This is a genomic window from Kluyvera georgiana ATCC 51603, from assembly GCF_001654985.1.
GTDB classification, from domain to species: Bacteria; Pseudomonadota; Gammaproteobacteria; order Enterobacterales; family Enterobacteriaceae; genus Kluyvera; species Kluyvera georgiana.
On sequence record NZ_LXEU01000015.1, the window covers coordinates 193802 to 206767 of the forward strand.

Below are 12966 nucleotides of genomic sequence, written 5' to 3' on the forward strand. Positions count from 1 at the left end.
CTTTTGCAGGGGTCTGCAAGTAACAAAGCCCTGTCCGGTATACGTGCCCGTTATGCCTGGCTGGAAATGTGCGCCCGGCGTACATGACAGCCGCGCACCGACGGTATAATTCTAAGCGGTTCAGGGGTCAGAGGACGCTATGCTATTTATTTTACGTGTCATTATTGTTGTCATTTACTGCATCCTGGTATGCATTTTTGGCTGCATCTATTGTCTGTTCAGCCCGCGTAACCCAAAACACGTCGCCACCTTCGGACATATGTTTGGCCGCCTGGCGCCCGTCTTTGGTCTCAAGGTTGAAACCCGCCTGCCCGCCGGTGCGGAAAGCTTTGGCAACGCCATCTACATCGCTAACCATCAGAACAACTATGACATGGTTACCGCCGCAAACATCGTGCTGCCGCCAACCGTTACGGTAGGGAAAAAGAGTCTGGTATGGATCCCGTTCTTCGGCCAGCTGTACTGGCTGACGGGTAACCTGCTGATTGACCGCAACAACCGTGCGAAAGCGCACGGTACCATTGCGGAAGTGGTCAATACTTTTCAGAAACGCAAAATCTCCTTCTGGATGTTCCCGGAAGGAACCCGCAGCCGCGGTCGCGGCCTGCTGCCGTTCAAAACCGGCGCGTTCCACGCGGCTATCGCTTCGGGCGTGCCGATTATCCCGGTGTGCGTGTCGAATACCTCCAATAAAATCAAACTCAACCGTTGGAATAACGGCCAGGTGATTGTGGAAATGCTGGATCCTATCGACACCAGCGCGTGGGGCAAAGACCAGGTGCGCGATCTGGCGAAGCACTGCCGGGAAGTGATGAAGGCTAAAATCGATGAGCTGGACCAGGAAGTGGCCCAACGCGAAGCCGCCGCGAAAAAGTAATGCCCTGTTGACGGCGTGAGCAAACGCTCGCGCCGTAGATTTTTTGCTGTCGGGAAAGTGATTTCCCACTTTTGATTTGTCAGTTTTGATGGAGCTTATATGTCACTCAGTCGGCGTCAGTTTATTCAGGCTTCGGGCGTTGCGCTTTGTGCAGGCGCGGTGCCGCTGAGGGCGCAGGCCGCAGGGAAACAACCCGTGCTGCCGGTGCCTCCGCTGCTGGAGTCGCGTCGCGGACAGCCGCTGTTCTTAACGCTACAGCGCGCGCACTGGTCGTTCACTCAGGGCACTCGGGCGCCGGTATGGGGCGTCAACGGTCGCTATCTGGGGCCGACGATCCGCGTCTGGAGCGGCGATGACGTTAAGCTTATCTACAGTAACCGACTCACCGAAAACGTCGCGATGACCGTACGCGGTCTGCAGGTGCCGGGGCCGCTGATCGGCGGCGCGGCGCGGATGATGACGCCGAACGCCGACTGGGCGCCGGTGTTGCCAATTCGTCAGAGCGCCGCCACGCTGTGGTATCAGGCCAATACGCCGAACCACATGGCTCAGCAGGTCTATAACGGCCTCGCGGGTATGTGGCTGATCGAAGATGAAGTTAGTAAGTCCTTACCTTTCCCTAACCATTACGGTGTGGACGACTTCCCTGTCATCATTCAGGACAAACGTCTGGATAACTTTGGTACGCCGGTCTACGAAGAACCGGGCAGCGGTGGCTTCGTCGGCGATACGCTGCTGGTGAACGGCGTGCAGGGGCCTTATGTGGAAGTTTCCCGCGGCTGGGTACGCCTGCGCCTGCTGAATGCCTCTAACTCGCGCCGCTATATGCTGCGCATGAGCGATGGCCGCGCGCTGCACGTCATCTCCAGCGATCAGGGTTTCTTACCCGCGCCGGTCTCCACCACTCAGCTGTCGCTGGCACCGGGTGAGCGCCGGGAAGTGTTGGTGGATATGACCAACGGCGATGAAGTGTCTATTACCTGCGGTGAGTCCGCCAGCATCATGGATCGTATCCGCGGCTTCTTCGAGCCGTCGAGCATTCTGGTTTCTACGCTGGTACTGACCCTTCGTCCGACGGGGCTGCTGCCGTTAGTGACCGATAACTTACCGATGCGCATCCTGCCGACGGAAATCCTCAGCGGTACGCCGATTCGCAGTCGCGATATCCAGTTGAGCGACGATCCTGGCATCAACGGTCAGCTGTGGGACCCGCAGCGTATCGATATTACCGCGCAGCAGGGCACCTGGGAGCGCTGGACGGTTCGCGCCGACGCGCCGCAGTCGTTCCATATTGAAGGGGTGATGTTCCAGATCCGTAACGTTAACGGCGCGATGCCGTTGCCGGAGGATCGCGGCTGGAAAGATACCGTCTGGGTTGACGGTCAGGTCGAGCTGCTGGTTTATTATGGCCAGCCGTCGTGGCCGCACTTCCCGTTCCAGTACGTCAGCCAAACGCTGGAACTGGCAGACCGCGGTTCTATCGGACAGATTTTGGTCAACCCGGCTCCGTAGTATTAGTAGGCCGGATAAGGCGTGTACGCCGCCATCCGGCAATGTGCGCCGAATTGCCTGATGGCGCTACGCTTATCAGGCCTACTGTAGCCCGGCCGAGCGCCGGGACCCGCACCGCGTTAAAAATTCCCGCTTCATTCATAGGACAATCGGGCTTATAATCCCCGACCTTTGATTATTTTTTTGCCAATTCTTTTGGAAGCAATATGAGCGCTATCTCCCTGATCCAACCGGATCGCGACCTTTTCTCCTGGCCGCAGTACTGGGCCGCCTGCTTTGGGCCGGCACCGTTTTTGCCGATGTCACGTGAAGAGATGGATCAACTTGGCTGGGATAGCTGCGACATCATTCTGGTAACCGGCGACGCCTATGTCGACCATCCGAGCTTCGGCATGGCGATCTGTGGCCGTATGCTGGAAGCGCAGGGCTTCCGCGTGGGGATCATCGCCCAGCCTGACTGGAACAGCAAAGACGACTTTATGCGTCTGGGTAAACCGAATCTGTTCTTCGGCGTGACCGCCGGCAATATGGACTCGATGATTAACCGCTATACCGCCGACCGTAAGCTGCGTCACGACGATGCCTACACACCGGACAACGTGGCGGGCAAGCGCCCGGATCGCGCGACGCTGGTCTATACCCAGCGCTGTAAAGAGGCGTGGAAAGATGTGCCGGTGATTCTCGGCGGCATCGAAGCCAGCCTGCGTCGTACCGCGCACTATGATTACTGGTCGGATACCGTGCGTCGTTCGGTGCTGATTGACGCCAAAGCTGACATGCTGATGTTCGGCAACGGCGAACGTCCGCTGGTGGAAGTGGCGCACCGTCTGGCGCAGGGTGAAAAGATTACTGAAATTCGCGACGTGCGTAATACGGCGATTATTGTCAAAGAAGCGCTGCCGGGCTGGTCCGGCGTCGACTCTACCCGCATCGACACCCCGGGGAAAATCGACCCGATTCCGCACCCGTATGGCGAAGATCTGCCGTGCGCCGACAACAAACCCGTCGCGCCGAAAAAGCAGGAAGCCAGAGCCATCACCGTACAGCCGCCGCGCCCGAAGCCATGGGAAAAAACCTACGTGCTGCTGCCGTCTTTTGAGAAAGTGAAGGGCGACAAGGTGCTGTACGCGCATGCCTCGCGCATTCTGCACCATGAAACCAACCCGGGCAGCGCCCGCGCGCTGATGCAGAAGCAGGGCGATCGCTATATCTGGATCAACCCGCCGGCTATTCCGCTCTCGACCGAAGAGATGGACAGCGTATTTGCCCTGCCGTACCAGCGCGTGCCGCATCCGTCATACGGCAAAGCGCGTATTCCGGCGTATGAGATGATCCGCTTCTCGATTAACATCATGCGCGGCTGCTTTGGCGGCTGTTCCTTCTGCTCGATTACCGAGCACGAAGGGCGCATTATTCAGAGTCGTTCGGAAGATTCGATCATCAATGAGATCGAAGCTATTCGCGACACGGTTCCCGGCTTTACCGGCATTATCTCCGATCTGGGCGGCCCAACGGCCAACATGTATATGTTGCGCTGTAAATCACCGCGCGCCGAGCAAACCTGCCGCCGCCTCTCCTGCGTGTATCCGGAAATCTGTCCGCATATGGATACCGACCACACGCCGACCATCAACCTGTATCGCCGCGCCCGTGACCTGAAAGGCATCAAGAAAATCCTGATTGCCTCCGGGGTGCGTTACGACCTGGCGGTGGAAGATCCGCGCTATATCAAAGAGCTGGCGACGCACCACGTCGGCGGCTACCTGAAGATTGCGCCGGAGCACACCGAGGAAGGGCCGCTGTCGAAGATGATGAAGCCGGGAATGGGCAGCTATCACCGCTTTAAAGAGCTGTTCGACACCTACTCGAAGCAGGCGGGTAAAGAGCAGTATCTGATTCCGTACTTTATCTCCGCACACCCGGGGACGCGCGACGAAGATATGGTGAATCTGGCGCTGTGGCTCAAGCAGCACCGCTTCCGCCTGGATCAGGTGCAGAACTTCTATCCGTCACCGCTGGCGAACTCAACCACCATGTACTACACCGGCAAAAACCCGCTGGGTAAGATTGGCTATAAGAGTGAAGACGTGGTGATTCCAAAGGGGGATAAGCAACGCCGTCTGCACAAAGCGCTGCTGCGCTACCACGATCCGGCAAACTGGCCGCTGATACGTACCGCGCTGGAAGCAATGGGCAAAAAGCACCTGATCGGCAGCCGTCGCGACTGCCTGGTGCCGGCACCGACCATCGATGAAATGCGCGAAGCGCGTCGTCAGAACCGCAACACCCGCCCGGCGCTCACCAAGCATACGCCGGTGGCGCACCAGCGCCAGACGCCGACGGGAGCAAAGAAAGCGCCTGCTGCGCCGTCTCGTCTGGTTAATGCCGGTGCGAAGAAGCGCGCTAAAACGACGGTGGGTCGTTAAGAAAGTCATCCCGGCAGCATTAATGCTGCCGGGAAGTTCATCACCCTGGTGGATTAGCGTTAACGCTATTGCTGTTCTATGCGTGCCGTCGCGGCCCGCATTTTCGCCATCAGGCTACCGTCCTGCCTGCGAATAACGTCAGCGATTTTCCACTCATCCTCAATGCGCTGTAAGACGATCTCCTGAGTGAATGCTGTTTTACCTATTGTCACGTTAACCTGCACGCGAGCCCGATGAAGGGTGCTTTCCATTACATTCAGCGTATTGAGCCTGACAGGCTGAGTTGCAATACAGTCACAAAGCGGATTGTGATAAAGCAATCCATCGCTGCTTCTGTCTGCGTCCTGGCGGGAGACCGCGTGCTGATAGGCATTAATCACCTGGTCATAATCGGGTGAAACCATCCATGTCCACGGCCAGGTATTATCGTCAATATGCTGGTACAACGTACGGATGAAATCTTCAGGGCGCGGTCTCTGCAACGCCGACAACGCGGCGAGGGTTTGCTGGTTGCTGGCGTTGAGCTGCTGGTACAGGCTATCCTGCTCGCTGATAATGTCGTCAATAACCCAGCGGTGGTTTTCCATCATCATGCTCAGCGTTTGCGTGACGCTTTCACTCCGATCGCGAAAGGGGCGAAAGCGTACGGTGGCCTCTGCATGAGAGGCATCTTTGCGGGTAATCGCGACGTTCTCCAGCACCAGATTGTCAAAATCCTGGCAGTTGCAGATGGGGTCGTAACCCAGCCAGCCCATATCTCCCGGCAGCGTTAAACGTTCATCCAGCGTTAGCGCCTGGCCCATTCGGGCTGAGACCATTGCGCCGCCAAACGTGGCGACGGGAGTGCTTTCGATATAAGGCTGATAAATCTGTCGGATGGTGTATTCAAGGGAGTCCGTTGCAGAGGTCACAGAACTGAATGTGGAGAAGATGAAGCACAATGACCCTGCGAGGAGATATTTCATAGCGACGTCCCGTAAGAAGAGCGATTGTCGCAAGGTTATCAAGACGCGGTGAGGGAAAGGTATTGATGATTTCTGAAAAAAGCCCGACGATTGCCGGGCTTGAGTGGTTAACCGCCGAACTGGTCCGGATCCGGCCCTAACCGCTTGCCCTTATCCAGGGTCGCAATGTCGCTCAGTTCGTCTTTATCCAGGCGGAAATCCCAGACGTCGAAGTTCTCGGCGATGCGTGATGGCGTGACCGACTTCGGAATGACCACCAGACCACTGTCGAGGTGCCAGCGAATCACAATTTGCGCCGGGCTTTTGCCGTATTTGTCGGCAAGATGACGGATGATTTTCTGATCGAAAACGCCTTCGCCACCCTGCGCCAGCGGGCTCCAGGATTCGGTCTGAATCTTGTGGGTAGCGTTCCACGCGTTCAGCTGACGTTGTTGCATCAGCGGATGCAGTTCAATCTGGTTAATCACCGGCGCCACGCCGGTTTCATCAATCAGTCGTTGCAGATGTGGAACCTGGAAGTTACACACGCCGATGCTCTTCACCAGCCCCTGTTTTTGCAGTTCAATCAGCGCTTTCCAGGCCGCAATATAGTGGTCAGAGGCGGGGACCGGCCAGTGGATCAGATACAGATCGAGGTAGTCCAGCTGTAAATGTTCCAGGCTCTCCTGCAGCGCGTCGGCGGCGCGCAGATGGGAGTCATTCCACAGCTTGCTGGTGATGAACAGATCCTCACGCGCCACGCCCGCGCTGTGAATGGCTTTGCCCACGCCCGACTCGTTCTTGTAGGCGGCGGCAGTATCAATAGAACGGTAGCCGACCTCAATCGCTTTGTGGATTGCGGTAACCACTTCTTCATTACTGGCCTGCCATACGCCCAGGCCCAGCTGCGGCATTACATTGCCATCGTGCAGTTTAATCACGGTTGGATGTGTCATGCATTTCTCCTTTTCATCAGCTTATTGGGGCATGCCCCGATAAGATTTGTATGATTAAGTCTGGTCGAAATATGCAAAAACGAAAGCTTGCTCGTCGCCTTTCAAGCTACAGATGCGCTGTCTGCGTCAGCTCACCCCAGCCACTTACGGGGGTAAGCTTCTGGGGTGTGCTCGACATGCTTAGAGCAAAAAGTGAGGAAGGGCTTAACGGGCTGCTTCGTAAATACGGCGGCTCACTTCAAGGGTAATATCCTGATTTTCACCCAGTTTGGTCATACCGTGCTCTTCGAGTTTTTTCAGCAGCGCCGGAATGGAACTGCCGTCCAGACCGTAGTCGGACAGGCGAGTCGGCACGCCCATTTGTTCGAAGAAACTGCGGGTTGCGGCGATAGCGGCGTCGATACGCGCATCGTCAGAACCTTCGGTAATGTTCCAGACGCGTTCAGCGTATTGCAGCAGTTTTGCGCGCTTGGTTTCGCGTTTTTCATTCCACAGTGCAGGCAGAACGATAGCCAGCGTTTGGGCGTGATCCAGCCCGTGCATGGCGGTCAGTTCGTGGCCCAGCATATGGGTTGCCCAGTCCTGCGGTACGCCTGCGCCAATCAGGCCGTTCAGCGCCTGAGTCGCCGCCCACATAATGTTGGCGCGCACGTCGTAGTTTTCCGGATCTTTCAGCGCTTTCGGGCCTTCTTCAACCAGCGTCAGCAGAATGCCTTCGGCGAAACGGTCCTGAATTTTGCCGTCAACCGGATAGGTGACGTACTGCTCAACGGTATGCACGAAGGCATCAACCACGCCGTTCGCGACCTGACGCGGCGGCAGAGTGTAGGTGTAAACCGGGTCAAGAATGGCAAACTGCGGCTGGACGTGCGAAGACATAAAGGCACGCTTGTCGCCGGTGGTTTTACGGGAGATGACCGCGCCTTTGTTCGACTCGGAGCCGGTTGCTGGCAGAGTCAGAACGGAACCCATCGGGATGGCGCTGTTAACGTTGCTGCCGTAGGTCTCGAGGATTTCCCACGGGTCGATGCTTGCATCATAGTGCGCTGCCGCAGCGATAAATTTTGTGCCGTCCAGGACGGAACCGCCGCCGACCGCCAGCAGGAAGGTCACTTTCTGTTCGCGGGCAATTTTCACCGCGTTCATCAGCGTTTCATAGGACGGGTTTGGCTCAATACCGCCAAATTCCAGCACGTCCAGCCCCTTCAGTGCGGTCAGTACCTGGTCCAGCACGCCGGTTTTTTTCACGCTGCCGCCGCCGTAGGTGATCAGCACGCGAGCGTCAGCGGGGATCTGAGCGCGCAGATTTTCGATAGCGCCTTTACCGAACAGAATACGGGTCGGGGTGTGAAGATCAAAATTAAACATTGCTCGTTCCCTTCTTGGTGGATGGAAAAACAAGGCGGCGAAGGTCGTCGCCGAATGACATCATTGTGGTCCTCGTTGCCGTACCTCTCAATGCACATTTCTGCGTTTGTCTTGCCCATTTCTCCATAAGGCTGGAGAATCACGTTAATCACGGCCACAATGAGAGCGTGAAAAAAGGTATCTGGAGCCTTCGTTGAAGAACCGTGAAGCGATCTGTGCGCTGCTGACAGAAAAAATTAAGCAGCTGAAAAATAACGAACAAAACCTGCGTACCCTGCTGCCCGACATCCAGCTGATCTACGGCAGCCAGCCCAGTGGCCGCACGCCGGTCATGTACCGACCGGGCATCGTGTTTCTCTTTTCCGGCTATAAAATTGGCTATATCAACGATCGTACCTTTCGCTACGATGCCAATGAATATCTGCTGCTCACCGTACCTTTACCCTTCGAATGTGAAACTTTTGCCACCGCTGAGGCCCCGTTGGCCGGATTGCGTCTCGACGTCGATATTTTCCAGCTCCAGGAATTGCTCATGGATATCGGTGAAGACCCGCTGTTCCGCCCGGCGATGGCGGAAAGCGGGATTAACGCGGCGACGTTGTCCGAAGAGATCCTTTGCGCTGCCGAACGTCTGCTGGACGTGATGGAACGGCCGCTGGATGCCCGTATTCTCGGCAAGCAAATTATCCGCGAAATGCTCTACCACGTGCTCACCGGGCCGCGCGGCGGCGCGCTGATGGCGCTGGTAAGCCGCCAGACCCACTTCAGCCAGATTAGCCGCGTGCTCAAGCGGATTGAGAGCCAGTACAGCGAAACGCTGAGCGTCGATCAGCTGGCCGCCGAGGCCAATATGAGCCTGTCGGCGTTCCACCATAATTTTAAGTCGGTAACCAGTACTTCGCCGCTGCAATATTTGAAAGCCTATCGGCTGCACAAAGCTCGGATGATGATGGCGCACGACGGCCTGAAAGCCAGCGCGGCGGCGATGCAGGTGGGCTACGAGAGCGCGTCGCAGTTCAGTCGAGAGTTTAAACGGTTTTTTGGCCTGACGCCGGGCGAGGATGCGGCAAGACTGCGCGGAATGTAACGGGTAGGCCTGATAAGCGTAGCGCCATCAGGCAACGCTGCCGCACATTGCCGGATGCGGCATAAACGCCTTATCCGGCCTACAGATGGCAAGGCGCCGCCATCAGGCGTCGCAGTATTTTTTCTTAATCACCACAATTACCGTGCCGAGCAGCCCGGCAACCAGCAGGAAGATCGGCAGAACCATCAGGAAGGTCATCACCTGATCTTCATGACGTTTCACGAATGGAATCATGCTGATGGCATAGCCAAAGCCGGTGACCACGCCAACCCACAGCAGCGCGCTCAGCCAGTTAAATAACTGGAAGCGACGGTTAGGCAGACCGGAAATTCCCGCCATCGTTGGCAGCAGCGTACGCACGAACGCCAGGAAGCGACCCGCAAGCAATGCAAGCAGCCCGTGACGGTCAAACATGCAGGTCGCGCGCTGGTGGTATTTATCCGGCAGCTGTGCCAGCCAACCTTTCACGACGTTAGTGTTGCCCAACCAGCGCCCCTGAATATAGCTCAGCCAGCAGCCAAGGCTGGCGGCCGTCGTCAGAATGACGAGGGTAGGGACGTAGCCCATTACGCCCTTGGCGATGAGCGCCCCTGCCAATAGCAGCAGGCTATCGCCGGGTAAAAATGATGCGGGGAGCAGGCCGTTTTCCAGAAACAGCGTAGCAAACATGACCAGATAAACGATCCCCACGACGTGCGGATTCGCCAGTGCAGCAAAATCGTGCTGCCAAAGCGCGGCGACAATATCTTGAATAACGACCATGGACATTCCTGTGGAACAGCGTTTTCACTTATTGTACGCCCGAATTCTGAAGAACACCTTGATCCCGGACGCAACAAATGAAGCCGCATTGTTCAGTCTGGCTGACAACCGGGTGACATAGGTTTACGCCTGGCGGCGATGTGAACTCGGGAACCGACTGTTCTCAACATCGGTGGCGCCTCCGCTGGACGCGCCAAAAATATTGCTAACCCACCCGGCACTGACCGTACCGGGCTTGGGCTATGTTACACGATGCGGGCGAATCCTGCCGCTAAATCCGCAATCAGATCGTCAACGTTTTCCAAACCGATGTGCAGGCGGATCAGCGTACCTTCAAAATCAATCACCCCGTCTGGACGAATGCTGGCCAGCTCTTCCGGCTGATTAGCCAGAATCAGCGATTCGAATCCGCCCCAGGAATAAGCCATGCTGAACAGCGAGAAGTGGTCGAGGTAGTTTGCCAACTCGTCATTATTCAGGCGTTTGTTCAGTACGAAGGAGAACAGACCGCTGCTGCCGGTGAAGTCGCGCTTCCAGAATTCATGCCCTTTGCTGCCCGGTAACGCCGGATGATTGACGCGCGCCACCTGCGGCTGTTGCGCCAGCCATTCGGCGACTTTCAGGCTGCTTTCATGGTGCTGACGCAGACGCACGCCGAGCGTACGCAGGCCGCGGCTGGTCATATAGGCCGTGTCGGCGTCGAGCATCTGCCCCATCAAATAGGCGTTCTCACGCAGTTGTGCCCAGCAGCGCTCGTTCGATACCGCCGTGCCGACCATGGCATCTGAGTGGCCAATCAGGTACTTGGTGCCCGCCTGAATCGAAATATCGATGCCAAAATCCAGCGCTTTAAACAGCACGCCTGCCGCCCAGGTGTTGTCGATCATGATGATGGCTTCAGGAGCGATGCTGCGAACGGCGGCGACGATCGCCGGGATGTCGTGAACTTCCATGGTGATGGAACCCGGAGATTCGAGGAACACGATTCTGGTGTTCGGCTGAATCAGGTTCGCAATTTCAGCGCCAATCATGGGATCGAACCAGCTGGTGGCGACGCCAAGCTTACTGAGAATTTTGGTGCAAAAATCCTGGCTCGGTTCGTAAGCGGTGTTGGTCATCAGCACGTGGTCGCCCTGTTCAACGAAGGCGAGGATAGTATTTGCCACCGCCGCCGCGCCGCAGGGGAAGAGGGCACAGCCGGCGCCGCCTTCCAGTTCGCACATGGCTTCCTGCAGCGAAAAGTGGGTTAGCGTGCCGCGACGGCCATAAAACAGCTCGCCGTTAGCGCGGTTGTGGGTCGCATGCTTCTTGGCGGCGACCGTGTCAAAAACCAGCGATGAGGCGCGTTGAATCACGCTGTTCACCGATCCCTGGGTATATTTTTTGCTGCGTCCGGCGTTAACCAGCGCGGTATCGAGGTGCTTGTCTGCCATGTTGGATATACCTGTTTTTATACGTCTGGACGTCTAAACTATCACGATTGCCTCAGCGATGTAGCGTTCCTTGCACATACAGCAGAAAATTTTGCCAAAAACCGTGCAGAAAACTTTTTTACTGCGTAAGCGCAAGGAAAGTAAGTGTGATTTAAGTCAATATGTAAATACTAATGAGAACTACTATCAATTCGACGTTGTTTTGATATTATTGTCCTCAGATTTTGTGATTTACGTCCTGGAGATACACAGTGGGTAATAATTTGATGCAGGCGGATCTCTCCGTTTGGGGTATGTATCATCATGCCGACATCGTGGTTAAAGTGGTCATGATTGGCTTGATACTGGCATCCGTCATCACCTGGGCAATTTTCTTCAGTAAAGGGGCTGAGCTCCTTTCTCATAAGCGCCGCCTCAAGCGCGAGCAGAAACTGTTAGCGGACGCGCGTTCCCTCAATCAGGCGCACGAAACGGCCGCCGCGTTTGACGCGCAGAGCCTGAGCAGCCAGTTAATCAACGAAGCGCAGAACGAACTGGAGCTCTCTGCGGGTTCGGAAGATAACGAAGGGATTAAAGAACGTACCGGTTTCCGCCTGGAGCGTCGCGTGGCGGCGGTAGGCCGTCATATGGGACGGGGTAACGGTTTCCTGGCGACCATCGGCGCTATCTCTCCGTTCGTCGGCCTGTTCGGTACCGTGTGGGGCATCATGAACAGCTTTATCGGTATCGCCCAGACGCAAACCACGAATCTGGCCGTTGTTGCGCCAGGTATCGCAGAAGCTCTGCTGGCAACGGCAATTGGCCTTTTCGCCGCGATTCCGGCGGTGGTCATCTATAACGTCTTCGCGCGCCTCATCGGTGGCTTCAAGGCTAACCTGAGCGATGTGGCAGCGCAGGTTCTGCTGCTGCAGAGTCGCGATCTGGATCTGAGCGCCAGCGGCGTGCATCCGGTTCGTACCGCCCAGAAATTACGAGTAGGTTAATGCCCTATGGCAATGCGTCTTAATGAAAATCTGGACGATACCGGCGAAATGCATGAAATCAACGTGACGCCGTTTATCGACGTCATGTTGGTTCTGTTGATTATCTTTATGGTCGCCGCGCCGCTGGCGACGGTTGATGTTAAAGTCAATCTGCCGGCCTCCTCCAGCCAGCCGCAGCCGCGCCCGGAAAAACCGGTCTACCTGTCGGTGAAAGCGGATAAATCGATGTTCCTCGGTAACGACCCTATTACCGATGACAGCATGGTGCCGGCGCTGGATGCGCTGACGGAAGGCAAGAAAGACACCACCATCTTCTTCCGTGCCGATAAAACGGTGGACTATGAAACGATGATGAAGGTGATGGATACGCTGCATCAGGCTGGCTATCTGAAGATTGGGCTGGTTGGTGAAGAGACCGTCGCGAAAAAATAATCTCATCCCGGATGGCGCATTCAGCGCCATCCGTTATTCTTCCCTAAGTAATATCATATTTATCTTAAGTCCTGTTTCAGCGAGTTATATCCAAAACTATTTAAATAATATTTAGTGGCGCTTAAATGTAGCAATATAATTTAAATATGAGAGTGGCTAGTCTTAAATAACCTTCCTACGCTTAAT

Annotated in this window: 11 protein-coding genes; 6 read left to right on the forward strand and 5 right to left on the reverse strand. The window is 56.1% G+C overall.

Annotation, left to right across the window (positions count from 1 at the left end):
- Positions 1-139: 139 nt before the first annotated feature.
- The 3 genes from M989_RS04030 (at position 140) to M989_RS04040 (ending at position 4815) form a co-directional block, all read left to right on the forward strand.
- A complete protein-coding gene (locus M989_RS04030) occupies positions 140-877 on the forward strand; it encodes a 1-acylglycerol-3-phosphate O-acyltransferase (RefSeq protein WP_064542366.1) in 738 nt (245 codons plus the stop codon).
- A gap of 99 nt (positions 878-976) precedes the next feature.
- Positions 977-2389 carry a cell division protein FtsP gene (gene ftsP / locus M989_RS04035; RefSeq protein WP_064542370.1) on the forward strand — a complete coding sequence of 471 codons (1413 nt, stop codon included), beginning with the start codon at positions 977-979 and terminating at the stop codon, positions 2387-2389.
- A gap of 206 nt (positions 2390-2595) precedes the next feature.
- Complete coding sequence (locus M989_RS04040) at positions 2596-4815, forward strand: YgiQ family radical SAM protein (RefSeq protein ID WP_064542373.1); 2220 nt, start codon at positions 2596-2598, stop codon at positions 4813-4815.
- Between the two features lie 65 nt (positions 4816-4880).
- On the opposite strand, the gene M989_RS04045 is transcribed toward M989_RS04040, so the two are convergent.
- The 3 genes from M989_RS04045 to yqhD all read right to left on the reverse strand — a co-directional run bounded on the left by M989_RS04045 (position 4881) and on the right by yqhD (position 8083).
- On the reverse strand, positions 4881-5726 hold the full coding sequence (locus M989_RS04045; protein WP_209438750.1) for a DUF3828 domain-containing protein: 846 nt from the start codon (positions 5724-5726) through the stop codon (positions 4881-4883).
- Positions 5727-5887: 161 nt separating this feature from the next.
- On the reverse strand, positions 5888-6715 hold the full coding sequence (dkgA, locus tag M989_RS04050) for a 2,5-didehydrogluconate reductase DkgA (protein ID WP_064542381.1): 828 nt from the start codon (positions 6713-6715) through the stop codon (positions 5888-5890).
- Positions 6716-6919: 204 nt separating this feature from the next.
- Positions 6920-8083 (reverse strand): alcohol dehydrogenase, encoded by a 1164-nt coding sequence (yqhD, locus tag M989_RS04055; protein ID WP_064542384.1) that lies wholly within the window; start codon positions 8081-8083, stop codon positions 6920-6922.
- 193 nt (positions 8084-8276) lie between these two features.
- Here yqhD and M989_RS04060 point away from each other — a divergent pair, with 193 nt between their 5' ends.
- On the forward strand, positions 8277-9170 hold the full coding sequence (locus M989_RS04060) for an AraC family transcriptional regulator (protein WP_064542387.1): 894 nt from the start codon (positions 8277-8279) through the stop codon (positions 9168-9170).
- Positions 9171-9272: 102 nt separating this feature from the next.
- Here the strand turns inward: M989_RS04060 and yghB are convergent, their stop codons facing one another.
- Both yghB and metC read right to left on the reverse strand, forming a co-directional pair.
- Positions 9273-9932: a DedA family general envelope maintenance protein YghB gene (gene yghB / locus M989_RS04065; protein ID WP_064542390.1), complete on the reverse strand. Its 660-nt coding sequence runs from the start codon at positions 9930-9932 to the stop codon at positions 9273-9275.
- 245 nt (positions 9933-10177) lie between these two features.
- A complete protein-coding gene (gene metC, locus M989_RS04070; RefSeq protein ID WP_064542393.1) occupies positions 10178-11365 on the reverse strand; it encodes a cystathionine beta-lyase in 1188 nt (395 codons plus the stop codon).
- Positions 11366-11616: 251 nt separating this feature from the next.
- Here metC and exbB point away from each other — a divergent pair, with 251 nt between their 5' ends.
- Positions 11617-12348, forward strand: coding sequence for a tol-pal system-associated acyl-CoA thioesterase (gene exbB / locus M989_RS04075; protein WP_064542397.1), 732 nt, complete (start codon positions 11617-11619; stop codon positions 12346-12348).
- A 6-nt stretch (positions 12349-12354) separates the two neighbouring features.
- On the forward strand, positions 12355-12780 hold the full coding sequence (gene exbD / locus M989_RS04080) for a TonB system transport protein ExbD (RefSeq protein ID WP_064542400.1): 426 nt from the start codon (positions 12355-12357) through the stop codon (positions 12778-12780).
- Positions 12781-12966: the final 186 nt, after the last annotated feature.

Coding starts and splice junctions, on each gene's coding strand:
- M989_RS04030 (WP_064542366.1), top strand. CDS start 140: ATGCTATTTATTTTACGTGTCATTATTGTTGTCATTTACTGCATCCTG.
- ftsP (WP_064542370.1), top strand. CDS start 977: ATGTCACTCAGTCGGCGTCAGTTTATTCAGGCTTCGGGCGTTGCGCTT.
- M989_RS04040 (WP_064542373.1), top strand. CDS start 2,596: ATGAGCGCTATCTCCCTGATCCAACCGGATCGCGACCTTTTCTCCTGG.
- dkgA (WP_064542381.1), bottom strand. CDS start 6,715: ATGACACATCCAACCGTGATTAAACTGCACGATGGCAATGTAATGCCG.
- yqhD (WP_064542384.1), bottom strand. CDS start 8,083: ATGTTTAATTTTGATCTTCACACCCCGACCCGTATTCTGTTCGGTAAA.
- yghB (WP_064542390.1), bottom strand. CDS start 9,932: ATGGTCGTTATTCAAGATATTGTCGCCGCGCTTTGGCAGCACGATTTT.
- metC (WP_064542393.1), bottom strand. CDS start 11,365: ATGGCAGACAAGCACCTCGATACCGCGCTGGTTAACGCCGGACGCAGC.
- exbD (WP_064542400.1), top strand. CDS start 12,355: ATGGCAATGCGTCTTAATGAAAATCTGGACGATACCGGCGAAATGCAT.